Genomic DNA, 24,930 nt, shown 5'->3' on the forward strand with positions numbered 1-24,930 from the left:
TTTGGCGGATCCGAGCCGAAATAAGTATCAAGACCTTTCAGTGCAGTCGTATTTACCTAACGGAAATATCAGAATAAACAACGGTTCAGTAGAGGGAGATAGAGAATACAGTTCTCCGGAAGTTGTCGGAGATGAGAGATACGTATTCGATCATTGGTATACCGACTATGATGGCGGCATGTCAAACTTGGAGAATACCGGTATCCTTTGGTTTAACCTAAGCAGTACGTTAGGTTTATTTGAATTGAAGTATTATTTCAAAAAGCAAGTATGGGACGGCAGCGATTGGGTGAATACCGGCGATGTTGACGTTAAGACGACCCAGTTCCTGGTATCCCCGGCGCCGACAACGGCAATTACATCCAAAGATAAGGCTGCAGTCGAGCCTGGAACGACCATAAGCAGCGGCTCATCCTTCACGATCGTTGCGGAAGGCGATCGTCAATTCGCAGACGGAATCGCGCATGGGGATAAGAAGATTGTTCCGGACAAGTGGATTTCGACTGAATATGGCAGTCCGTCGGGTTCTTTCACTTTAGGCAGCGACAACCGATACACTTCCGTGTACACGCCTTCGATGACAGGAACCTTCAAAGTGACGGTTTCCTTCAAAGCATTCGAATATGATGGATATGCAAAAGAATGGAAAAGCACTCAGACCATTCAGCCTCCCGACATGGATCTGTATGTAACCGTTCAGGCTTACAATGCCGATAAGCTCAAAAACAAGCTTACGATCAGCTCAACGACGATTAACGGAGGCGAGACGGTCACTCTGACAGCGGAAGGGGACAAATCTCCGAACGGTTCGCCCTCTTATGGGGACACACGTTATTTACCGCTGACTTGGTCATCTAGCGAGAACGGCGGCAATACAGGCGGTTCCTTCACGCTCGGCGCCGATGGCAGCTACACTGCCCAGTACACTCCTCAATCAGGCGGAACAATGACATTGGATGCTAAATTCATGAGGCAGATGTGGTATAACGATCAGTGGAACGATCAGCCTCCCGCCGTTTCCTTGACATCTCCGCCGACTTTGACCGTAATCATAGTCATCGCGAAGGCGGACCCTGCCAAGAACAGCATCACGGCCAACCCGAGCGTCGTTTCGTCCAAAGAAACGATCACGCTTACGGCTAAAGGCGATCGCCAAGAGGTAGCCGCAGGGAAGCAAAATACCGATGAACGGTATGTACCGTTGAGTTGGAAATCGAGCGAGAACGGAAAGTCAGTAACGTTCACTCAGGACAGCGATGGCAACTACACCTCCGATTACAAACCCTCGGCGGCGGGCAATTATGTGGTAACGGCTACTTTCGAAAAGCAAATGTGGTATGGCGGCATTTGGTATTATAACGGAACGGATACGAAGACGGTCAACGTAACAGCAGTTGCAATGACGGCGGATGCCGATAACAATAAGGTAAGCGCGAACCCGAGCAGCGTCGCGTCCGGCGGAACGGTCACGCTGACTGCCGAAGGCGATGGTCCGGCGGAGGACGACGCGTTCGTGGGCGACGAGCGTTACGTGCCGGTAGACTGGAGTTCGACGGAGAGCGGCAAGACGGGAACGTTCGCGAAGGACAGCAACGGGAAATATACATCCGATTACAAGCCAGCGGCGGAGGGGACCCATACGGTTACCGTCACGTTCCAGAAACAAACATGGGACGGTACCGCGTGGAACGATGTTAGCGGAGCGACGGATACGAAGACGACCACGGTGACGGTAACGGCCGTAGCGCAACCGCAACCGACGGAAGCGGATGCCGGCAGCAACGGGGTCAGCGCGAACCCGAGCAGCGTAACGTCGGGCACGTCGATCACGCTGACGGCTGCGGGCGACAGGCAATCGGCGAACGGCACGGTTGTCGGCGACGAGCGTTATGTGCCGGTAAGCTGGAGCTCGACGGAGAGCGGCAAGCTGGGAACGTTCACGAAGGATAACAACGGTAACTATACGTCTGCCTATACGCCTTCGGCTTCCGGAAGCCATACGGTAACGGCGACGTTCGAGCTGCAAATGTGGAACGGTACGACGTGGGTAGCGGTCGCCGGAGCGACGGATACGAAGACGACAACCGTGACGGTAACGGCCGTAACGCAACCGACGCAACCGACGGAAGCGGATGCCGACAACAACACGGTCAGCGCGAGCTCGAACAGCGTAACGTCGGGCACGGCGGTCAAGCTGACGGCTATTGGCGACCGGCAATCGGAAGACGGCGCAATCGCCGGCGACGAACGTTACGTGCCGGTAAGCTGGAGCTCGACGGAGAGCGGCAAGACGGGAACGTTCACGAAGAACAATAATGGCAACTATACGTCCGCCTATACGCCTTCGGCCGCCGGAAGCTATACGGTAACGGCGACGTTCCAGAAGCAAACGTGGAACGGTACGACGTGGGTAGCGGTCGCCGGAGCGACGGATACGAAGACGACCACGGTGACGGTATCGGCTGCAGCGGAACCGAATAAAGCGAATGCCGGCAATAACAAGGTCAACGCAAGCCCGGACAGCGTTACGTCCGGCGGAACGGTCACCTTGACGGCAGAAGGCGACCGCCAGGCGGATGACGGCACGATAGCAGGAGACGAGCGCTACGTGCCGGTAAGCTGGAGGTCGACGGAGAGCGGCAAGACGGGAACATTCACGAAGGATGGCAACGGCAGCTACACGGCTTCCTATAAGCCTTCGGCAGCCGGAGACTATACGGTAACGGCGACTTTCCAGAAGGAGAAGTGGAACGGTACGGCGTGGGTGGCGGTCACCGGAACGACGGATACGAAGACGATAACGGTAACGGCAACGGCAACGACGGCAGACGCCAATAGCAACGTTGTCAACGCAAGCCCTAGCAGCGTAACGACTGGCAGAACGGTTATGCTTACAGCTGGGGGCGATCGGCAATCGGCCGTCGGCGCGTTCGTGGGCGATGAACGTTACGTGCCGGTAAGCTGGAGTTCGACGGAGAGCGGCAAGACGGGAACCTTCATGAAGAACGGTAGCGGCAGCTACACGAGTGCTTATTTGCCTTCGGCCGTCGGAAGCCACACGGTAACGGCGACGTTCCAGAAGGAGAAGTGGAATGGTACGGCGTGGGTGGCGGTAAGCGGAACGACGGATACGAAGACGACAACGGTAACGGTAACGGCCGCAACGGAACCGACCGAAGCGGACTCCGACAACAACAGCGTTAGCGCAAGTCCGGACAGCGTAACGACTGGCGGTAAGGTCACGCTGACGGCCGCGGGCGACCGGGAATCGGCTGACGGCGCATTTGTCGGTGACGAGCGTTACGTGCCAATTAGCTGGAGCTCGACGGAGAGCGGCAAGATGGGAACGTTCGCGAAGGACCGCAATGGCAATTACACGTCTTTTTATTCGCCATCGACCGCGGGAAGCCATACGGTAACGGTAACGTTCCAGAAGCAAACATGGAACGGTACGGAGTGGGAGACCGCAGCCGGATCGACGGATACCAAGACATTCACCGTAACGGTTAGGAATGGAGGCTCAAGCCCCGATCCGTCTCCGTCAACAGGAAATTCTTCGGAATCCAATGAAGCAAGCGAATCCGAAGACGGCGTCATCGTTTTGGTTAATGGCAAAGTCGAGAAGGCAGGGATAGCAAAATCGACGACGATTAACGGGCTATCGGGGACGATCGTCATCGTCGATCAGAAGAAACTTGAGGACAAGCTTGCGGCCGAAGGATTCGGCGCGGTCGTGACGGTTCCGGTGAGCACCAAATCCGATGTCGTCGTCGCTCAGCTTAACGGTCAGCTGATTCAGGAGATGGAAGATCTGCATGCTACTCTGGTCGTGAAGACCGATCGTGCCATTTACACGGTTCCTTCCTTGCAGATTAACATGAACGAGATTTCGAACCAAATCGGCAAGACGGTTTCTCTTCAAGACATCAAGGTCGAGCTTCAATTCGGCACAACGCCGGACGATATGGCCAAGGTCGTCTCGCAAGCGGCAACGAACGGAAGCTATACGCCTGTCTTGTCGGCAATGGACTTTATCGTCAAGTGGACTTATGGGGACAAGACGGAAGAAGTAGCAGCATTCAGCGTTTACGTTGAACGTGCTATTGCCATTCCGGACGGCATTGACCCCAACAAGATCACGACGGGCGTCGTCGTCGATCCGGACGGCACTTCCCGCCATGTGCCGACCAAGGTCATGGTCATCGATGGCAAGTATTACGCCGTCATCAACAGCTTGACCAACAGCACCTATTCGGTCGTGTGGCACCCGATCGAATTCAGCGACGTCGAGAACCATTGGGCGAGAGATGCGGCGAACGACATGGGATCCCGCATGGTTGCCGAAGGTACCGGCAATGGCAAGTTCAGCCCGAACCGAGACATTACCCGTGCGGAATTCGTGGCGATTATCGTCCGCGGATTGGGGTTGAAGCCAAGCAAAGAAGCCGCTCCTTTCTCGGATATCAAGGAGTCGGATTGGTACAAAAGCGCCATCAGTACGGCATATGCATACGGATTGATCGACGGAATCGGCGATGGCTCCTTCCGCCCGCAAGACAAGATTACGCGGGAACAGGCCATGGTCATCATCGCCAAGGCGATGAAGATTACCGGTCTAAACGCCAAACTTTCGGAGCAATCGGCCGAATCGCTGTTTAGTCCGTTCGCAGACGCATCCGCTTCGTCCGATTGGGCGAAGAGCAGCATCGCGAACAGCATTCAAGCAGGCATTATCATGGGGAGAAGCGGTACGCAGCTCGCGCCGAAAGCTTACATCACTAGAGCCGAGGTTGCGGCGGTTATCCAGCGGCTGCTTCGGAAGTCCGAACTGATTTAAGATCAGTGATCACAAAGAGACCTGGAATCCATTGAGATTCCAGGTCTCTTTGCCATTTAGGTTAAGCGTAAGGAGTCCCGTTCCAACTGCAACAGCTTCGTTTTCATTTCCATGCCGCCGCGGTAGCCCGTAAGCGCCCCGTTCTTGCCGATGACACGATGGCAGGGAACGGTAATCAGGATCGGGTTCGCCCCGATGGCAGCGCCGACGGCCCTAACGGCAGCAGGCTTCTTAATGTGCTGGGCAATGTCCGAGTAGGATTTGGTTTGTCCGTACGGGATGTCGCGGAGCGCATGCCATACGGCTTCTTGAAAAGGCGTTCCATGAAAGGCGATAGGGACTGTGAAGCGCTCGCGTGTTCCCTGCAAATATTGGGCAAGTTCGGACGCGTAAGGACGAAGCTTCTCATCGTCTCGAATCAGGCTGCCGCCGGGATATCGGGTTTTCGCCCACTGGATTAGCTCTTCAAGCTGCTGGTTCTGCGAACCGACAAAGCAAAGGCCCTCATCGGTTGCGGCAATATGCAGGTTCCAATCCTCATTGGAAAGAATCGACCAGTAGATAGGACCGCTCATTTTATTCGTCATTTTGAACGCTCTCCTCGAGTTGTTGATAATGCCGCTTTCGATAGCTTTGCGGCGTCTGCCCGGTTTTCTTTTTGAACAGGGTAATAAAATACGGGGTGTTCGACAAACCGACGCGCGCTCCAACTTCCGCAATCGGCGCAGTTGACGAAGTCAGCATCGTTTGGGCGTTCTCGATCCGAATGTGCTGGATATAATCCACGGGCGTAATGCCCATTACCTTTTTGAAGGTGCGATGAAGATGATAAGGCGTGCCATGACAAATGGCGGCGAGGTTCTCCAACGTTAACATCTCTTTGTAGTTCCGATCTATATAGTCGATCGCCAGGGCGATCCATTCTTCATTAGGCAATCGCTGCCCTGTCGGTTTGCACCGTTTGCAGGGACGGTATTTGGCGGCCAGCGCTTGATCGGCCGTTGGATAGAAGCCGATATTTTCTCTGTTAGGCGGCCTTGATTTGCAAGAGGGTCGGCAGAAAATTCCGGTCGTCTTTACGGCGTAATAAAATTGACCATCATAGGAAGCTTCATTGTTGATGATGGCTAGCCATTGTTCATCGGTGACGGGTTCAGGGGGGCATGTCTTAGACTCATCTCGCTTGAACGCCCGATCCGTATAAGGACTGCCTCGATCTGCCATTCTCGCTCACCTCCCTCATAAGTATAACCCTCTGAAGAGCTGTTTGTATGCTAATTCGAATAGAACAGCAAGATAACGAAACTTATAGCCGAAGCTCGATATAGCTTCTGCCTACAACCAGGTATCGCTTTTAAGTGTTACGTAGAATGAGTTCCTCCGTGCTAGAATCAGAGCATTCCGAGAGACATGAGCTAGCTAGAGGAGGAACTCACATGTGCAACAAATTTCAAATCGTAGGCAGCCTGCTGCGTCCGTCGAACTTATTAGAATATAAGCATCAAATCGAACATCGCGATGATATCCGTTATCCCTTCTACCAAGATTTCCAAGGCTATGAGCAGTGCGAAGCGGATGCGATTCAGGCAGTAGTCGACAAAGAAATTCAGAACGGGTTGTCCATTCTTACGGACGGGGAATATTCCAAGTCGATGTGGCATCTGGACTTCGTCTGGGGCTTCCAAGGCGTTAGCCGCTATATCGCGGATCATGGCTACTTCTTCCGAGATACGGATGGCACTTCCAAGTACGAGACCCGCAAAGATATCGGCTTGCGCATTACGGGAGAATTGGGCGGCAAGAACCATCACTTCATTGAAGTCTATAAGAAGCTTCTTGCCCTTGCCGGAGACCGCGAAACCAAGCTGTGCGTCCCATCCCCGTCCCATATTTTCGGCGAGTTGTCCTGGTCGGATAACATTGGCGGCACGGAAGCCTACTATAAGGATAGACAGGCGCTCAAAGAAGGTCTTGTGAAGGCTTATAAGGACTTTGTCGAGGAATTCGCCGCTGCCGGGGGCAAGATTCTGCAGTTCGACGATTGCCTATGGGAGCTGTTCGCGGACGATAACCCGAACTCCCCGTATACCGGCGAGAATATCGATCAAGAGGAAGTGCAGGCTCTAGCCGCGGAATTCATTGAGATTAACAATACGGTAATCGATTTCGGCCATCGCTTGGGATTGAAAATGTGGACCCACAATTGTCGAGGCAACTATGATTCCCGTAACATGGGCGGCGGATCGTACGCGAAGATCGCGAATCTATTCTTGAAGCAGCTTAAATACGATCGTTTCTTCCTGGAATGGGACGACGAGCGCGCTGGCTCGCTTGAGGCGCTTGCGGTGTTCCAAGACAGGCCGGAAACGGAGATCGTGCTTGGCTTGTTGTCCTCCAAGACCCATACGCTTGACGATGAAGCCCGCGTCGTTCGCATGCTTGACGAAGCATCGAAGATTATCGACAAGGACAGATTGCTGCTGTCCCACCAGTGCGGCTTCGCCTCTTGCGACGGCGGCAATGAATTGACGGAAGAGGAACAGTGGGCGAAGATCAAGCAAGGCCAACGCATCGCCGAGCAATATTGGGGAACGGAAATAAAGGTGTAAGCAAGTTTGGGCAACGGCCCAAGACTCAGGTTCCCATACCTGAGTCTTTTTATTGGAAATTTACTTTTTTCCACTTTGCATAAAAGTTATTATCTGATAGTATAGGTACAAATACGATGGTTTTAGTAAGGATTATAAGGAGGCCGCCTTGCCCATGCAAGAACTTACGCATCTGGATCAACTCGAGGCTGAAGCGATTTACATTATCCGAGAAGTAGCGGCGGAATGCGAGAAGCCCGTCATGCTGTATTCGATCGGGAAGGACAGCTCCGTGATGCTGCATCTGGCGCTCAAGGCCTTCTATCCCGAGAAACCGCCGTTTCCGTTCATGCATATCGATACGACCTGGAAATTCAAAGAGATGATCGAATTCCGCGACCGCAAAGCGAAGGAATTCGGCATCGAGATGATCGTTCATTCCAATGAGGAAGCCATTAAGCAAGGGATCAACCCCTTCGATCACGGCTCTGCCTATACCGATATTATGAAGACCCAAGCCTTGAAGCAGGGATTGGATAAGTACGGCTTTACGGTCGCGTTCGGCGGCGGAAGACGCGACGAGGAGAAATCGCGCGCCAAAGAGCGGATTTTCTCGTTCCGGAACAAGAATCATTCGTGGGATCCGAAGAATCAGCGGCCGGAGATGTGGAAGCTGTTCAACACGAGAATCAACAAGGGAGAGAGCATTCGCGTCTTCCCGCTCTCCAACTGGACCGAGAAGGATATCTGGCAATACATTCGCCGGGAGAACATCGATATTGTCCCTCTCTACTCCGCGGACGTAAGGCCCATCGTCAATCGCGACGGCCATATCATCATGGTGGATGACGAGCGGATGAAGCTCGAGCCCGGCGAGAAGGTGGAGATGAAGAAGATCCGCTTCCGCACCTTGGGCTGCTATCCGCTGACCGGCGGGGTCGAGTCGGATGCCGTTACGCTGGACGAGATTATCGAAGAGACGCTGGGCGCGGTCTCCTCGGAGCGGACCAGCCGGGTTATCGACCAAGAAGCGGCCGGAAGCATGGAACGGCGCAAACGGGAGGGCTACTTCTAAGATGAAAAGTCTGCTGAAATTTATCACTTGCGGAAGCGTGGACGACGGCAAATCCACTCTGATCGGGCATATGCTCTATGAAGCCAAGCTCTTGTTCGCCGACCAGGAGCGAGCGCTCGAGCTCGATAGCCGGCTGGGCAGCCGCGGCGGCAAGATCGACTATTCGCTGCTTCTGGATGGACTCCTGGCCGAACGCGAGCAGGGGATTACGATCGACGTGGCTTACCGGTATTTTACGACGGATCATCGTTCCTTCATCGTGGCGGACACGCCGGGACACGAAGAATATACGCGCAACATGGCGGTTGGCGCCTCGTTCGCGGATCTTGCGATCATCCTGGTCGACGCGACCAAAGGCGTCATTACCCAGACCAAGCGCCATGCCCGGATCTGCGCGCTAATGGGGATCAAGCATCTGGTGTTGGCCGTGAACAAGATGGACTTGGTCGAATTCGACCAGAAGACGTTCGAGGCGATCAAAGAAGATTTCCTCCAAACGACGGCCGAGTTCAAAATTCAAAGCATTCAGGTCATTCCCGTGTCCGCTACGGAAGGGGACAACATCACGTCCAAATCGTCCAATACCCCTTGGTACGAAGGGCTTGCTTTGTTGCCTTACTTAGAGAATGTGGATGTGCATACGACCAGCGACACGAAAGCGTTCATGATGCCCGTTCAGCGCGTTTGCCGGCCGGACCATACGTTCCGAGGTTTCCAAGGCCAGATCGAAGCGGGGAAAATCTCGGTTGGCGACGAGCTGACGACACTGCCTAGTCATGAGAAGGCGAAAGTTAAACGGATCCTGGTAACCGACCAAGATCGGGATTCGGCTTATGCCGGTCAGCCCGTTACCATTCAATTGGACCGCGAAGTCGACGTTTCCCGGGGCTGCGTGCTGACGACGGATAGTCGGATTCAAGAGGCCGACAGCTTCAGTTCCACGATTCTGTGGATGGACGATTCCGTTCTGACTCCGGGCAAGCCGTATTGGGTGAAGGTAGGAACGAAGACTCTTCCCGGTACCGTGACGGCTATTATTCATAAGATCGATATTAATACGGGCAATACGGTCCCGGCGGATCGAATCGTCAAGAATGAATTGGCGAAGGTCGAATTCTCGTTATCCGACAGCATCGTCTTCGATACCTTTGAAGAGAACAAGAGCATCGGCGGCTTCATTCTGATCGACCGCGTGACGAATATGACTTCCGCTTGCGGGGTCATCGAGGAAGCGCTGCAGAGCTCGGCGGGGCTGGATACGGAGATCACGAGGAAGGTTCGCGCCCAGCAGAAGGGACAGACTCCGTTGACCGTCTGGTTCGCCGGCGCGAATTCGGCTAAGGCTGCACTTGCGAAGGAAGTCGAGAAGCGGCTGGTGGCTTCGGGCTACCATACGATGCTGCTCGAGAACGTACAGGGAGATTCGCTCCGGAGAGTCGCGGAGGTTGCCAAAGTATTGAACGATGCAGGGCTTATCGCGCTGGTATCCTATGATTCTTCCAGCGCAAGCGACCTTGAGACCGCAAGGGAAATCATCGGCAAAGAGTATATCGAAGTGAATTCGGACGAGACGAACAAGTCCTTCGAAGAAGCGGCGAATGACGCGTTCAACCGCGTCGTCAAAGCGGTTATCGCCCAAAATCCGAATTCGATCAGCTACGAGATTTAATTGCGATAAGCATGAATAAAGAACCCTCCGTCTTTCGCGACGGAGGGTTCTGTTCCTTTTTCTTGCCCTTCGAATGTTACGTTACCCTAGTAGAGGCTGGTCCACGAACTGCAATTCCAAGCTATCCGTTCCGTCGATATCGAATACGATGAATTCGTTGTTGCCTTGGCGAAGAAGCGGTGCAGGAATGTAAAGCGTCTGCTGAGGACCGGTTCTCCAATATCTTCCCAAGTTGAATCCGTTGACGTAAACGACCCCTTTGGACCATCCTTCCAGCTTCAAGAACGTGTCTGCCGGCGTATTCTCAATGGTTAATTCCGCACGATAGAAGGCCGGGCCGTTCATCGTTTCTTTCTCTATGGCCGCAAAGGACAAAGGCTTCAAGTTATCAAGCGGCAACGTCCAAACGGTCCAACCGTAGAGGAATTGATTGCCGTGGCGAACTCCCTCGGTAATCCCTTTGCGATCGGCTAGATAAGGACCGTAGTTGATGCGCCCCATATTCTCGACGAGAATTCGCAGACGCGCTCCTCCGCTCGGCACTTCGAAATGAACCTTCTTGCTGGAATCCCATCTTTCGACGATCCCTTTGAACTCATCGTCCAAGTAAACCAGCGCTCGGTCATGGCATTCTTGAATAATAAGCTCCTTCTCTTCGCGCGGACCGGAGATAAAGGTCTCGTAGACGATAAATCCGTTGTTCTGTCCGTAACGTTCCATCGGTTCCGGAGTGACGGATGGGATGGGCTCGGACAATTGGCCCAGCTGATCGAACAATCCGGCACGGCTAGCGGCATGGACGGATCCATAAGCTTGCTTAGGCAATGCTTTAGGAACTTCCATCGCAGGAAGATCGGTATATTTAGCGATAATATCGCGGATCGCAAAGTATTTCTCGGTAGGATCGCCTGCTTCGTTCAAGGGCGCGTTATAATCGTAGCTTGTCACCGTAGGCTCGTAGTGGTCCCGTTCCAAGCCGTTCGCGCCGCTGGTGAACCCGAAATTGGTACCGCCATGGAACATGTAGAAGTTCACGGACGCTCCTAGAGAAAGCATATCCTCGAACACTTGGGCGACTTCTTCGCCGTCGCGGACGTGATGCTCTTCGCCCCAGTGATCGAACCAGCCGTTCCAGTATTCCATGCACATCAACGGACCTTGCGGTTGATAGCGGCGAAGCATCTCGAAGGCTTCCTCCGCTCTTGAGCCGAAGTTTGCCGTTTCCAGTACGTTCGGAACCATGCCTCCTTGAAGCATATGATTCTCCGGTCCATCCGAAGTGAACAATAGGACGTCCATGCCGCGGCTTATCATGGCCCGTTCCAAATATTGAAGATACTCCGTGTCGTTGCCATAGCTTCCGTATTCATTCTCGATCTGCATGGCGATAATAGGGCCGCCATTCGTGGAGAGCAGAGGCTTCAGCCTAGGCAACAGTTCATCGTAGTAGGCATCCACTTTATCCAGATAGGGACGGTTCATGCAGCGAAGCTGGATCTCCCGATCGGCGAGCAGCCATGCGGGCAAACCTCCGAATTCCCATTCCGCGCAGATGTACGGGCTCGGGCGTACGATGACGTGCAAGCCTAGTTCGCCTGCCGTTCGAATAAACCCTTCAACGTCCGCCATGCCTTCGAAGTTGAATCGACCGGGTACAGGCTCGTGGTAATTCCATGGAATGTAGGTTTCAACCGTATTAAAGCCGCATGCCTTCAGCTTCATCAAACGATCCTGCCAATATTCGGGCACGACTCTGAAGTAATGGATCGCTCCGGAAAGCAAGCGGATAGGTTTATTGTCGATAAGGAATTGATCGTTCTGTACGGACAACACAGTCATATAGGTGCCCTCCAATGGGATTCGGATGCGTGCTGCTACTCTTGATACCTCCCATTTTAAGCGGAGGGAATGGGCAAACAAATGGACAAAAGGAGGTTAAATTTGACCTTTTGTTTGGATTGCCGTTACGCTAGAATCTATTGATAGAAATGCGGAACGAAAGGAGGCCCATCTCTGATGGATATTCGTTATACACTTCCTAATCTAACGAGCACGCTGCAGATTATCGGCTGCCACGTGGGGAATTTTCAACCGAATTGGTCCTTTCCCAGGCATCATCATTATCTCTTCGAACTCTTGCATTGCAAGCAAGGGGAGATAAAGCAAACGATAGGCGATCGGGTTATTTCGTTTGGCGGCGGGGATTGGCTGTTGATCAAGTCCGGAATCTCGCATGCTTCCGAGAATGGCCCGGATTCCGATTATCGTTTCTTTAACTTGCACTTCGATCTGGACGATCCCATCATACGCGAACGGTTATGCGAGGCCGATTACGTGATCATTAGGGCGGAAGAGGCGGCTCGGTTATCGTTGCCGACCCATTTCGGCGCTATCGAAGATGCGCTTTCGCACAATAATCGCACCGACACCGTCGATGACGACAAAGCGTTAAATCGCCTTATTATCCAATCTCACACTCTAGGAATCATTAGCGAATTCATCAAGTACGGCGAGAAAGCCCCGCGTCCGATTCCGATGAGCGATGAGAAGCGGCAGAACGCCTCTCTGTTCGAGACGGAGCTGGCTCACGCGATCGAAGAGCGGCTGCGGAACGATAACAATGGGAAAATAGAGGAGATCGCGGCCTCGCTCGGGATCAGCCGCGGTCGTTGCACGCATATCTTTACCAAGGTCTACGGGCAATCTCCGCGGCAATACAGGAGCAATCTCGTTCTTAATCAGGCGAAGCATTTGCTCGTGCATTCGACCTATTCGATGGAGGAATTGGCGGAACGGCTTGGATTCCAGTCCGCGAGCCATTTCTCGAGGCAATTCCGCAGATGGACAGGCATGCCGCCAAGCGCATTCCGGCCGAAGTTCGTTCTCTCTCCGAGCAATAAGGACGGATAAGGGCTAGTATGGCTCGATCATATTGGCTTGAATATCCGCAAACGCGTTTTCCACTTGGTTCATCCATTCCTCGGTGGTCATTTTCCCCGTCATAATCGGCGTGATGGCTTTCTTGAACAATTGATTCCTCATGTCTTCTTTGGACTGCTTGGGAATAATGTTCCATTCCTGCGTAATGGCCGTTGCCCCTTCATAAGCGCTGAACATCTCATATACGCCCGGGGTTAAGTAGTTTCTCGAGAGCTCTTGGGCTCCCTTGAGCGCAAAAGTGCCGTTGGATTTCTTGGCGAATAAGATGACGGACTCCTCGGTATACAGAAACTTCAAGAACTCTTTGGCAAGCTCGGGGTTCTTGGCCTTGAGCGGAATAGCAAATTGCTCATAGCTGGAAAGAATATAGCGTTCATCCCCTTTATGGAACACGGGAACGGGAATCATGCCGAATTCGAAGCCCTCTTCTCTCGGAGAATCTTTCATCTCGTTCTCCATCCACGAACCGTTAACGATGAAGACGGCTTTGCCCAGCATCATGTCCGTTTGCGATTGGGTGTGATTAAGTCCGACGGTTCCATTCATCAGATACCCGCCTGTTCCAAGCTTCGCTAAGGTATCCAATACCTTCTTTACCGGCTCCGTCTTAAAGGAACCCGGTTCGTAAGAAAAGATCTTTTTTAATTGCGCGATTCCAGCCGAATTGGCAAGGGACGGATAGAGAATCTCTTCCAGATACTCCGGATAGATTCCCTGATAAGTAAATAGCGCGCGCTTGATTTTATGCCCATTCTCATCGACTGCGTAATTTTCCGGTTTCTTTAATTCCTCATCCAACGCAAAAAACTCGTCCCATGTCTCGGGCAGCTTCCAGCCTTTATCCTTAAACAATTTTTTGTTGTAGATCAGCCCCATTGGCGCAGCGTTAAACGGTGCCATGTAAATTTGCCCGTCCGAATAAGGAGAGAATCTCTTGCTCTCGAGAATGCCGGGAAGAATCATGTCTTTTAAGCGCTGGTCGCTATCCAAGGCTTTCTCTTCGAACACGTCGGTGATATCCATTAGCCCTTTTTCTTTCACTAGGGAAGCCATAATCCCGCTTTGTTCCGTATCCGATATCGCCAGAAAATCCGGTGGGTTCCCTGCGACGATCTGAGGCCGGATCACATCGCCGATTCGGGGGCTGATCGTTAGATGGACCTGCACTCCGGGATAAGCGGCTTCGAATTTCTCGGTGATTTCATTCCAGTATTCGGGTCCGTATCCTCCTTGGAACACGGCGATATCCAGATTCTTGTTCTTGAAGCTTGCCTTATCGCCCAGGTGCTCCTTATTAACGGATTCGTCTGAGCGGGAAGCTCGGTCGTTAATCATATTGATTGTCGGAATAGCTGCGATACCCAGAATTGCAACCGCTGCCAAAATGAATCGCGAATATCTTTGCATCCTGACCACTCCAAGAATTTTATCGTAATCGACCCTTAACAGATCAATTATGAGCACTATCGATAGAGATGAACATGAATAATCATACTCCATTCATGTACGATTTTAACGAAAATCGGCAGAAACAAATATTGTCATCGCCAATCAACCCCGTTGGCTTTGCTATGGAAAATCGATCGAACCATCGGCGGATAGACGATTTTGCAAACCGATGAGCGGTTTTATCCACTTTGCCCGATGCTATTGAACACTTTAAAATCGATTGGTTAATCTGAGTGAGCGGAAACATTCATACCTACTTTTTTCGAATATCGAGGAGGGGCAATACGATGAGAAAAATGGCAACCCTGGCGATTGCGGCAAGCATGGTATTTACTCTAGCCGCCTGCGGTTCATCCAACGGCAACACGCAGCAGAACGGCTCGGCTAGCTCCGATGCATCATCCGGCAAAGTTCGTACGTTGAAATTCGCCGCACTGGAAACCGCATACGGAAAAGCTCCGTGGCAAGAAGTCGCGGCCGCGTTCGAGAAGAAGGTTCCCGGCGTGAAAGTCGACATGACGATCGAGAAAAACATCGAGGACGTCATCGGACCGAGCATGAAATCCGGCGAGTTCCCGGACGTCATTCATTTGGCGGTCGGACAACCGAAAGGGCTTACAGAAACATTCGTTAAAGACAACAATATGGCCGATCTTACGGACGTTCTTTCGATGAAGGTGCCTGGCGAAGAGGCCGCCGTAAGCGAGAAGATCATTCCCGGCTTTACCGACACGACGATAACCAATCCGCATAACGACGGCAAAACCTATTTGATGCCGATGTTCTACAGCCCTACCGGCCTGTTCTACAATGCGGGTCTGTTCGAGCAAAAAGGGTGGGAAGTGCCGACGACTTGGGATGAGATGTGGGCATTGGGAGATAAGGCCAAAGCGGAAGGAATCGCCCTATTCGCTTATCCGACAACGGGTTATTTCGATTCCTTCTTCTATGCTTTGCTGAATGAAGTCGGCGGACCCGAATTCTTCGGGAAGGCGATGAGCTATTCGGAAGGAATCTGGCAATCGCCGGAGGCGACGCAAGCCTTCGATATTATCGCTAAGCTCGCTTCTTACACGGAGAAAACCGTTCCGGCTAACGGCAACAAAGATAACTTCACCAAGAACCAACAGCTGATTCTGGACAACAAAGCCCTCTTCATGCCTAACGGTACATGGGTCGTCAACGAGATGGCGAACGCGCCTCGCGCGGATGGATTCAAATGGGGCTTCACTTCCCTGCCGGCCGTAGCCAATGGCGGAGACCGTTATTCTTATACCTTCTTCGAGCAAATCTGGGTTCCGGCTAAAGCCAAAAATCAGGATCTGGCGAAGCAGTTCATCGCTTATCTCTATTCCGACGAAGCTGCGGCGATCTTCGCGAAGGCAGGCGCGGTGCAGCCGATTAAAGGCATGTCCGAGAAACTGGAAGGCGATAACAAGCTGTTCTACAGCATCTACGATAATGGCGCCAAAGCGGCGATGGGCGCCTTCACCTCGACCGCTCCGGTAGAAGGAGTCAATATCTCCGATACCGTATTCGGATCGATCGATTCCTTGGTGACGGGCGCGAAAAAGCAGCAAGATTGGGTGAGTGCGATCACGAAAGCAAGCGATGCCCTTCGCGCGGCGCAAGAATAAGAAGTCGTCTAATATAGCAAATGGTGCTGTGGCCAGTGAAAACTGGCCACAGTTGCGTTACCACAAGGAAGGAGCTCGAGTAATGGCATCCAACAGGGGAAGATCCCGTTTCATATTCTTTTGTCTGGCTCCGGCCGTCGTCCTTTTTATCGTCTTCATGTTCATTCCCAGCATCGACGTATTCCGTATGTCCCTTTACAAGTGGGGGGGATATACGGACACGAAGACGTTTGTCGGGTTGGATAATTTCAATAAGCTGTTCCACAGCGATAAGTTTTACCAAGTATTCCAGAACAGCATCCTGTTAATTATCGTGGTAACGATCGTTACCTTCGCATTGGCGCTAATCTTTGCGGGGATTCTTTCGCGAACGAAGCTCAAAGGGCGAGATTTCTATCGAACCGTTTTTTACATTCCCAACATTTTGTCCGTAGTCGTGATTAGCGCGATATTTTCCGCCATTTATGATCCTAACAATGGACTTCTCAACTCGGTTCTTCAATTGTTCCATGCCGTAGACGAACCCGTCCTGTGGCTTGGAGATCAGAAAGTCGTTATTTACAGCCTTGCGGGCGCCATGATTTGGCAAGCGATCGGCTATTACATGGTTATGTACATGGCAAGCATGGCCAACATTCCGGAAAGCTTATACGAATCCGCCAATCTCGAAGGCGCGTCGCCTATTCACCAGTTCTTTACGATCACGATCCCGCTCATCTGGACGAATATTCGTACGACGCTGACCTTCTTTATCATTAGCACGATCAATATGAGCTTCCTCTTCGTTACGGCCATGACAAGCGGCGGTCCGGACGGAGCGACGGAAGTGTTCTTAAGCTACATGTACAAAGAAGCCTATACGAATTCTTCTTACGGTTACGGCATGGCGATCGGCGTCGTCGTGTTCTTGTTCTCGTTTGCTTTAGCGGGCATTCTTAATGCGGTTACCAAGCGCGATCATCTAGAGTATTAAGGAGGGAAGAAAGGATGACAAGCAAAGGAATAGCATTCAAGACTCTGTCCTATTTGGTGTTGCTAGCGCTAACCGTCATGATCCTTATTCCGGTATTGTGGGCGTTTGCCGCTTCGATTAAAGAAGATGTTGAATTCTACGGAAGTCCGTGGGCGATGCCCAAGGGCATTTATCTTCAGAACTTTGCGGACGCTTGGCTGAAGGCGAATATGGGCGAATACATGTTCAACTCCGTGCTCGTAACGGCTTTGGCAATCGCCTTATTGCTCGTTATCGCTCTCCCGGCGGCCTATGTGCTCGCCCGTTTCCGATTTAAAGGAAACGCGCTATGGAATACGATGTTTATGGCCGGCTTGTTCATTAACGTAAACTATATCATCGTGCCCATTTTCCTAATGTTGAACAACGGCGACAAAGCGGCCCGCAGCATGTTCGGCCACCCTATCCTGTTGAATAACCTTTTTGTATTGGCGCTCGTGTACACGGCCATGGCGTTGCCGTTTACCGTGTATTTGCTGTCGGGGTATTTCAAATCGCTGTCGAAGGAATACGAAGAGGCGGCTTCCGTCGATGGGGCAGGATACTTCAGGACGATGGTTCAGGTTATTATGCCGATGGCAAGGCCCGCGATCATTACGATTATTCTGTTCAACTTCCTCTCGTTCTGGAACGAATACATTATCTCGATGACCTTGCTGACCAAGCCGGAATTAAAGACCCTTCCGGTCGGGCTGATGAACCTGCTGGCCGCGCAGAAGTCCGCCGTTCAGTATGGACAGCTGTATGCCGGTCTCGTCATCGTGATGCTGCCGACTTTGCTTATCTATATTTTGGTACAGAAGAAATTAACCCAAGGGATGACTATGGGCGGGTTGAAAGGATGATATACTAGTATGGATAAGTTGTTCTACTTGATCCTGTTCCTTATCGGAATATCGCTTACCGTATTCGGTCATCAATCGATCGGCCCGGCAGGACTTCTAACGATGCTGCTAGGGCTTGCCGCGCTTATAAGTCTATTATGGCTGTATAACAGAAAGTACAAATAAGTTTCTCAGAAGATGATTCCTTCGCTAGGGGGGGAACCATCTTCTTTTACAGAACAACATCAAGGGGTAATGCCATGCTGCGCAAAGTGAAGATTCAGCATCGATTGATCGGAACCTTTCTCATCGTGTCGGTTATTCCGATTCTGTTTCTCGGATACTACGCGTACAAGCTATATTCGGATTCGATTAGCGACAAGCTTAGCGCATCTACCTATCAAGCGATAACGTTGGTTAACAAAAACATGCTGACGGAGCTTCAGAATTATCAATTTCTTGACGGGTCGATCTCGACGAACGAATTCGTGCAAGCGAGCTTATCCGGCGGGCGTTCCCAACAGGGCGTTACCGAGACGTCCAAAGAGTCGGCTATGGATGCGATCTTTCGAACGATATTTCCGTCTCATGTTGTAACCGTTAGCATTTACGATACGAATCACGAACCCTTCTACGAGCTTGGCTATGAAACCATCAGCAACGAATACGTGGAAAAGGCCATATCGGACGTGGATGCGAACGCGCCGTATGACGGACTCACTTATGTAAGGACGACCAAATCCTACGACACGATCGCCGTAGGACGAAAGATCCATGCCGAGCATGACAGCTCGGAGCAGATCGGATATGCTTTCGTATACGTCAGCACGGACTTATTCTCCAAGAACATCCTATCAAGCGTCGATCTAGGGAAAGGGTCGAAGCTCATCATTATGGGCCGAGACGGGACGGTGTTCTCCTCAAGCGATAAAGAGGTTAAGCTGGGAGGCCAATACTCCGATCCTGCGCTTTTCCAGATGATCAGGGAACAGCAGGCAAACAATCGTTCTTCCTTCTCCGGAAGGGTGAATAATGCCGAACAGCAAGTATCCTACATCTATAACGAGCAGATTGGCTGGTATCTGATTTCTTTGATGCCTTATTCCTATATTAACTCGGAAATTAGTCAAATCATGCTAAGCATGATTGTTATTATATTGTTGATCGTCATCGCCAGCGTGATCATTATTTATTTTATGAACAATAGCATTGTCAAACCGATAAAGGGGATTATCGCGTTCAGCAACCAAGTCTCGAACGGCGATCTATCCAATCGCATTCACGACGAGAGCGACGACGAGATGAGCGCGCTTTCCCGCAAAATAAACAGCATGGTCAGCGAGATCGAGCGGCTGATCGATAACCAGAAGCTGGATGACAAACGAAAGCGGGAGCTGGAGCTCCAGATGCTTCAGTCGCAGATCAATCCGCATTTTCTATTCAATACTTTGAATACGCTTCGCTGGCTTGCCGTCATTAATCAGGTGCCCGTGCTCAACAACGGAATAAGCTCCCTATCCGAGTTATTGCGCAGTACGATCCTAGACAATAACGAAGAGGTTACCATTGAACAGGAGCTTCGAAATTTAGCGCATTATTTCGAGATTCAGAAGATTCGTTATGCGGACAGGTTCCAGGTGAGCTACGAGATCGATGACGAACTGCTGTCTTATTCCATTCCGAAGCTAATCCTGCAGCCCGTCGCCGAGAATGCCATTATTCATGGGATTGCCGAGAATGGCCAATCGATCGATATTCGGATCAAAGTCCGAAAGGTTGATCATCAGCTTCATATCGAAATTACGGATAACGGCAAAGGATTCGATACGAACGTAAGCCATGCTTCGGATAATAAAGATAAGCTATCGGGCATTGGAGTAAACAACGTGAACGAACGTATTAAACTCCATTACGGAGAGCCATATGGTTTGTTCATTGCAAGCGCGGTAGGAGAAGGCACCCGTTGCACGATGATCATTCCCAGTCATAAGTCCGAAGGGGGTTAATTCCTAAATGTTCAAGGTATTGCTCGTAGATGATGAGCCTATCGTAAAAATCGCTCTGCGTACGATGATTGATTGGGATAGCCTTGGTTTTCCTATCTGCGGGACCGCCTCGGACGGGAATGAAGCATTGGCTTTGGTGAATGAGCTTCATCCGGATATCATCATTACCGATTTGAAGATGCCTAATGTAAATGGGCTTCAGCTTATAAGGGAACTGAACGATCAAGGCTATAAAGGGAAAATCATCGTAGCAAGCAATTTCGGCGAATATGAGCTTGTACGAGAAGCTCTGCTGCTTGGCGCGGTCGATTATATGTTGAAAATCAGTATCCAGACGGATGTGCTGATCGAGCAGCTGCAGAAGGCCTCGAAGCTCCTTCAGGAACAGCAGCTTTCCTTGCAAGAGCAAGTAACGAGAGAGCAAGAGATGCGCAGCAATCTGAAGAGCGTCAAGAATACGATGCTAAAGGATTATTTCACGAATGGATATCCCGACCTGGAGCCCCTTCTGCAGAACAAAGGGATTCAATTGCATTTATCGAATAAAGCCTGCTGCCTGTTCTATATCCGTTTAGACATTTCTGCATCGCAAATAGAACGGAATTTAACGATTTCGATGTCCTTCATCGAGAACATGATCCTTGATCTCATGGAATCCGAACAGGATGTCGAGATCTTCCAAGCGGAAGCCAACGCGATTCTTGTACTGATAGCCGAGGAACGGTTGCATCAATGCCGATTCGAGCCGTTGTCCTTCGTGCATAGAATTCAAAAGCTGATCGAAATGTATATGACGATGGAACCCGTAATCGTGTACTCGTCGGCCATAACCGGCGGCTATCCGGAGGCAAGACAAACGTATCAGGCCTGCAAGGATGCCATCGAGATCACCTTCTTCGAGGAACATTCCGTTATTTCCGCGAATGATATCGAACTCAAGCAGGACGTCGATTTTGTCAACTACGTGGATTTCTCCAATTCCATTCTCCATTATTTCTTTAAGGATGATCGAGAGTCCATCCTGCTGATGTTGAGAACGTTTGTCGAACAATCCCATCAAAGAAGGATCCGTCCGTATGCGCTCAAGACGTTCATCAATAAATGCTTGGATTATTTGCCGTTAAGCGACAACAAAATATCCGTGATGAACGCGGAACAATACGAGGAACTGAAAAACAACGTTCGGAATTGCAGGAACTCGGAAACCTTATTAGCGACGGCAATGGAAGCCTTGGATAGCCTGAGCTTCTGGACGGATGTTCCCCGTTCTCATCATTCGACGGTAACCAGGCAAGAAATAGCCGATGTCATTAGCTACATCGGGCTGCATTATCAGGACAAGATCACGTTGGAGATGATAGCCGAACACGTTCGTTTCAGCGAGAATTATTTGTGCCGCGTTTTCCGGGATCAAATGGGAATGAGCCTGATTCAATATATCAATAACGTACGGATGAACAAAGCGGCGGAGTTAATCATGAGGGGCCATACTTACATTAAGGAAATAGCCGCGTTAGTCGGAATCGGCGACCAATTTTATTTTAGCAGAATGTTCAAACGGCAGTTCGGAGTATCCCCTTCCGATTATAAAAGCCATGTCATGCAAGCCGGTCAGCAAAAGAAACAAACGTATCAATCGTCGTAAGCCGAAAAGGATGGTTCGAGGTTGACTTGGAAATTAGAGAAGGCGGCTGTTATCAGCCGCCTTCTTCGCCTTACGTCTACTCATTCGAAATAATACATGAACCCGATAGCTCCGACTCCGGTATGCGTGCTGATGATCGGAGTGGTGTCCTCGATCTTGAATCGATCATATCCGGTCAGCTCTACGATGGCTTCTTTGAGCTTCACGGCTAGCTCGTTGCCTTCCGCATGAACGAGACCCACGCCGCGGATGGCCTTATCCTTAACGTCTTCCGCGAATTGCTTCGCCAAGTGGGACACGACATGGGCGCGGCTTCTGACCTTCGCCACCGGGTTGTACACTCCTCCTTCGAGAGAAGCGATGATCTTGATCTTCAGAAGCGAGCCGATCCAAGCCGCCCCTTTGCCGATACGTCCGCCCTTGACCAGATTGTCGAGCGTGTCCACCACGACGAACAAGCGCGTATGCTCGCGGATGGATTCCAGCCGTGCCAGGATCTCTTCGACCGTCTTGCCCGCTTGGGCCATCTTCGCGGCTTCGATGACTTGGAATGAAAGCGCCTTCGTAATATATCGCGAATCGACCACGGTAACCTTTGTCTCCGTCATCTCTGCGGCGATGTTGGCGGAGCCCACCGTACCGCTCATCCCGCCGGTCATATGGATGGAGATGACCTCGCTTCCGTCCGTCCCTAGCCGATCATACATGTCCAAGAATGCGCCCGCCGACGGCTGGGACGTCTTCGGCAGCGTATCGGATGCTTTCATTTTCTCGATGAACTCGGTAGGGGTAATATCCACTCGATCGATATAGTGCTCATGGCCGATGCAGATGGTTAAGGGGACGACCTCGATCCCGTATTGCTTCAATTCGGCATCCGACAAATCCACCGTCGAATCGGTTACGATCTTGATGCTGCTCATGGTTGATTCCTGCTTTCGAATGATATGGGGGCTTCCGATTATTCCTTGTAGAATAGCATTCTGCGCGATATAATAGCAAATTTTCGACAAAGCTAAATATTTACAGACATTTCTTTTAAGTGTAATGTCAGTTTATATGACCAAATTTCGATAATGAGGTGCGACTCCATGTCCGTGTTTAACCGCAACTCGTATTTTGACGACTACTTCAAACAGATAGCCGAGCCAGGCGAGAACGACTACTATTACTTTTACGTGATGAAGCTCGCTTCCTTTTCCAAGTATTTGATTTTCCAAGGGGGAGCGTTCTCTTCGAACAGGCATATGATCGTCTGCGTAACGAATAAACGGGTTCTCATCTGCCAGATGGATCAAACGACTGGCAGGCTGACCGGGAACATGGCCGTCATCGCCCTTAACGATGTGAGAAAGATTTTGCTGAAGAAGGGGTTTATGAAGACATCCGTAAAAATCGAGTTCCCCGATGATTCCGCTCTCGTGTTTAAGCCGAATAATTGGTGCATCGGCTTGTCCAATCACAAGAAGCACCTGTTGAAGCTGCAGGAAGTATACGGTTAATCGATCGTTAAGGAGCGGGAGCATTGGGACAACGGGCTAACCTGATTATCGTCAAAGTGCCTCCCCCTTCACTCGATACCAATACCGATAAACCTCCTTGAAGCCGAGCTTGGCATAGAGCCTTAACGCCGGCTCGTTGTTCGCTACAACCGCCAAATAGCTGCGCGTCGCTCCGTTTTCTTTTCCCCACTTTAATAGATTCAAGATCATCTGTTCCCCGAACCCTCGATTCCGATAAAGGGAATCGGTGACGATATCAAACAGCCCGATGTACCCTCTCTCGATAACCCCTAGACCGCAGGCGATAACCCGATCTTCCTCATAGAACGAGACGAAGCCTTTCTTGGTTCGGATGTTGGACAACATGCGCTGCATGGTGTTCTTGTTCGCGGCCTTCACATTATTAAGCCGGCAGAAGGCATCCAACCAGAGGTCGGAGACGATCTCCGCGATTTCGACGGAAGTTCGATCAGGCTCTCTTATGCTTTCTAAGTCCAGAGTCTGGACGCTTGTCGGATCCACCCGAGAGAACCCCTTCCCTTCTAATACTTGATCCAGATTCGCAGGCAGGCTGAAGGGAGTCATCTTGAACACGGTCGGCAGGCGGTTATCCGTATAGATTTTCTCGCACTCTCTGATTTTCTTATCCAAATCTTCGGTAGAGTGGTGAAGGGGATTGATCGAGTTGGCGCGTTTGGTGTATCCGTCGGCGAAGCGCAGAACCCATCCATCGTAAAGAAGAGTGGATAAGGACTGCCAGTGGTTTAAGGATAGTTCCTCGATGAGCTTGTTCTCCATAGAGAGCCTCCGTATCGCTGTATTTAGCATAATTATACATTATGACGAATAATAATACCAAGTTGGATGAAAAAGTAAAAAATTCAGAGTTTGTCCTATAGTTTGTCTCGTTGTTGTGAATGCGCTTACAAATTATAATCTCACTGAAAGGAGGTGAGGTTGTTTCTCGGCAATCGGCAAGAGGTTTGTCCGGCAAGAAGAGGCAAACGAACGAAGCGGCATGCAGCAGAGCAGCCGCAACACTAAGGAGGTAGATTATGTTTAAGTTCAAGAAGAAGATGGCTCCGATCGTTCTTGCTGCCCTGGTAAGCTCCAGCTTGTTCGCGGCGACGTCGAGCGCGGCAACGGATTACTGGCAGAATTGGACCGACGGAGGCGGGACGGTCAATGCGGTGAACGGCTCCGGCGGCAACTACAGCGTGAATTGGTACAATACCGGGAACTTCGTCGTCGGCAAGGGCTGGACGACCGGTTCGCCGACCCGGACGATCAATTACAATGCCGGCGTCTGGGCTCCGTCCGGCAACGGCTACCTGACCCTCTATGGATGGACAAGGAACTCGCTCATCGAATATTACGTTGTCGACAGCTGGGGCACTTATCGTCCAACCGGCACGTATAAAGGCTCCGTGAACAGCGACGGGGGAACTTATGATATCTATACGAATACGCGATACAATGCCCCTTCGATCGACGGCACTCAGACGTTCACCCAGTATTGGAGCGTTCGCCAGTCGAAGAGACCGACGGGAAGCAACGTCTCGATCACCTTCAGCAACCATGTGAATGCATGGAGGAACGTCGGCATGAATCTGGGCAGCAGCTGGTCCTATCAGGTGCTTGCGACAGAGGGGTACCAAAGCAGCGGAAGCTCCAACGTAACGGTGTGGTAAGGCAAGGGTTGTCATCCTGACTCTGATTGGGCCTGCCGGTCTTCCAACCGGCGGG

Annotated in this window: 19 protein-coding genes; 13 read left to right on the forward strand and 6 right to left on the reverse strand. The window is 51.3% G+C overall.

The window, feature by feature from the left end:
- Nucleotides 1-244: 244 nt before the first annotated feature.
- The gene (locus ELR57_RS25215; protein ID WP_158630170.1) at nt 245-4,837 is read left to right on the forward strand and encodes an S-layer homology domain-containing protein; all 4,593 of its coding nucleotides are present in this window, start codon (nt 245-247) and stop codon (nt 4,835-4,837) included.
- A 56-nt stretch (nt 4,838-4,893) separates the two neighbouring features.
- On the opposite strand, the gene ELR57_RS25220 is transcribed toward ELR57_RS25215, so the two are convergent.
- Nucleotides 4,894-5,424, reverse strand: coding sequence for a methylated-DNA--[protein]-cysteine S-methyltransferase (locus tag ELR57_RS25220; protein WP_126962236.1), 531 nt, complete (start codon nt 5,422-5,424; stop codon nt 4,894-4,896).
- On the reverse strand, nt 5,414-6,061 hold the full coding sequence (locus ELR57_RS25225; RefSeq protein WP_126962238.1) for a bifunctional transcriptional activator/DNA repair enzyme AdaA: 648 nt from the start codon (nt 6,059-6,061) through the stop codon (nt 5,414-5,416). The genes ELR57_RS25220 and ELR57_RS25225 overlap by 11 nt, the downstream gene beginning before the upstream one ends.
- Before the next feature lie 212 nt (nt 6,062-6,273).
- Here ELR57_RS25225 and ELR57_RS25230 point away from each other — a divergent pair, with 212 nt between their 5' ends.
- From ELR57_RS25230 to ELR57_RS25240, 3 genes are all read left to right on the forward strand, one after another.
- Complete coding sequence (locus ELR57_RS25230) at nt 6,274-7,446, forward strand: cobalamin-independent methionine synthase II family protein (RefSeq protein WP_126962240.1); 1,173 nt, start codon at nt 6,274-6,276, stop codon at nt 7,444-7,446.
- A 154-nt stretch (nt 7,447-7,600) separates the two neighbouring features.
- A complete protein-coding gene (cysD, locus tag ELR57_RS25235; RefSeq protein ID WP_126962242.1) occupies nt 7,601-8,500 on the forward strand; it encodes a sulfate adenylyltransferase subunit CysD in 900 nt (299 codons plus the stop codon).
- Nucleotide 8,501: 1 nt separating this feature from the next.
- Nucleotides 8,502-10,169 (forward strand): GTP-binding protein, encoded by a 1,668-nt coding sequence (locus ELR57_RS25240; protein WP_126962244.1) that lies wholly within the window; start codon nt 8,502-8,504, stop codon nt 10,167-10,169.
- Between the two features lie 81 nt (nt 10,170-10,250).
- Here the strand turns inward: ELR57_RS25240 and ELR57_RS25245 are convergent, their stop codons facing one another.
- Nucleotides 10,251-12,008 carry a glycoside hydrolase family 35 protein gene (locus ELR57_RS25245; RefSeq protein ID WP_126962246.1) on the reverse strand — a complete coding sequence of 586 codons (1,758 nt, stop codon included), beginning with the start codon at nt 12,006-12,008 and terminating at the stop codon, nt 10,251-10,253.
- 177 nt (nt 12,009-12,185) lie between these two features.
- Here ELR57_RS25245 and ELR57_RS25250 point away from each other — a divergent pair, with 177 nt between their 5' ends.
- On the forward strand, nt 12,186-13,079 hold the full coding sequence (locus ELR57_RS25250; protein ID WP_126962248.1) for a helix-turn-helix domain-containing protein: 894 nt from the start codon (nt 12,186-12,188) through the stop codon (nt 13,077-13,079).
- A 3-nt stretch (nt 13,080-13,082) separates the two neighbouring features.
- On the opposite strand, the gene ELR57_RS25255 is transcribed toward ELR57_RS25250, so the two are convergent.
- Complete coding sequence (locus tag ELR57_RS25255) at nt 13,083-14,516, reverse strand: carbohydrate ABC transporter substrate-binding protein (protein ID WP_158630171.1); 1,434 nt, start codon at nt 14,514-14,516, stop codon at nt 13,083-13,085.
- 329 nt (nt 14,517-14,845) lie between these two features.
- Here ELR57_RS25255 and ELR57_RS25260 point away from each other — a divergent pair, with 329 nt between their 5' ends.
- The 6 genes from ELR57_RS25260 (at nt 14,846) to ELR57_RS25280 (ending at nt 21,682) form a co-directional block, all read left to right on the forward strand.
- A complete protein-coding gene (locus tag ELR57_RS25260; protein ID WP_126962252.1) occupies nt 14,846-16,195 on the forward strand; it encodes a carbohydrate ABC transporter substrate-binding protein in 1,350 nt (449 codons plus the stop codon).
- Between the two features lie 82 nt (nt 16,196-16,277).
- Nucleotides 16,278-17,168 (forward strand): carbohydrate ABC transporter permease, encoded by an 891-nt coding sequence (locus ELR57_RS25265; protein WP_126962254.1) that lies wholly within the window; start codon nt 16,278-16,280, stop codon nt 17,166-17,168.
- A 14-nt stretch (nt 17,169-17,182) separates the two neighbouring features.
- On the forward strand, nt 17,183-18,052 hold the full coding sequence (locus ELR57_RS25270; protein WP_126962256.1) for a carbohydrate ABC transporter permease: 870 nt from the start codon (nt 17,183-17,185) through the stop codon (nt 18,050-18,052).
- Nucleotides 18,053-18,061: 9 nt separating this feature from the next.
- Nucleotides 18,062-18,217: a DUF6903 family protein gene (locus ELR57_RS28140; RefSeq protein ID WP_192896619.1), complete on the forward strand. Its 156-nt coding sequence runs from the start codon at nt 18,062-18,064 to the stop codon at nt 18,215-18,217.
- Between the two features lie 74 nt (nt 18,218-18,291).
- Nucleotides 18,292-20,037 carry a histidine kinase gene (locus ELR57_RS25275; RefSeq protein ID WP_126962258.1) on the forward strand — a complete coding sequence of 582 codons (1,746 nt, stop codon included), beginning with the start codon at nt 18,292-18,294 and terminating at the stop codon, nt 20,035-20,037.
- A gap of 7 nt (nt 20,038-20,044) precedes the next feature.
- Complete coding sequence (locus ELR57_RS25280) at nt 20,045-21,682, forward strand: response regulator transcription factor (RefSeq protein ID WP_126962260.1); 1,638 nt, start codon at nt 20,045-20,047, stop codon at nt 21,680-21,682.
- A gap of 80 nt (nt 21,683-21,762) precedes the next feature.
- On the opposite strand, the gene ELR57_RS25285 is transcribed toward ELR57_RS25280, so the two are convergent.
- A complete protein-coding gene (locus ELR57_RS25285; RefSeq protein ID WP_126962262.1) occupies nt 21,763-22,605 on the reverse strand; it encodes a DegV family protein in 843 nt (280 codons plus the stop codon).
- 168 nt (nt 22,606-22,773) lie between these two features.
- On the opposite strand from ELR57_RS25285, the gene ELR57_RS25290 reads away from it, so the two are divergent.
- A complete protein-coding gene (locus ELR57_RS25290; RefSeq protein WP_158630172.1) occupies nt 22,774-23,184 on the forward strand; it encodes a PH domain-containing protein in 411 nt (136 codons plus the stop codon).
- Nucleotides 23,185-23,235: 51 nt separating this feature from the next.
- Here the strand turns inward: ELR57_RS25290 and ELR57_RS25295 are convergent, their stop codons facing one another.
- On the reverse strand, nt 23,236-23,982 hold the full coding sequence (locus tag ELR57_RS25295; RefSeq protein WP_238162690.1) for a GNAT family N-acetyltransferase: 747 nt from the start codon (nt 23,980-23,982) through the stop codon (nt 23,236-23,238).
- 257 nt (nt 23,983-24,239) lie between these two features.
- Here ELR57_RS25295 and ELR57_RS25300 point away from each other — a divergent pair, with 257 nt between their 5' ends.
- The gene (locus tag ELR57_RS25300; protein ID WP_126962268.1) at nt 24,240-24,875 is read left to right on the forward strand and encodes a glycoside hydrolase family 11 protein; all 636 of its coding nucleotides are present in this window, start codon (nt 24,240-24,242) and stop codon (nt 24,873-24,875) included.
- Nucleotides 24,876-24,930: the final 55 nt, after the last annotated feature.

The sequence above is a fragment of the Cohnella sp. AR92 genome (assembly GCF_003990975.1).
Lineage (GTDB): Bacteria > Bacillota > Bacilli > Paenibacillales > Paenibacillaceae > Cohnella.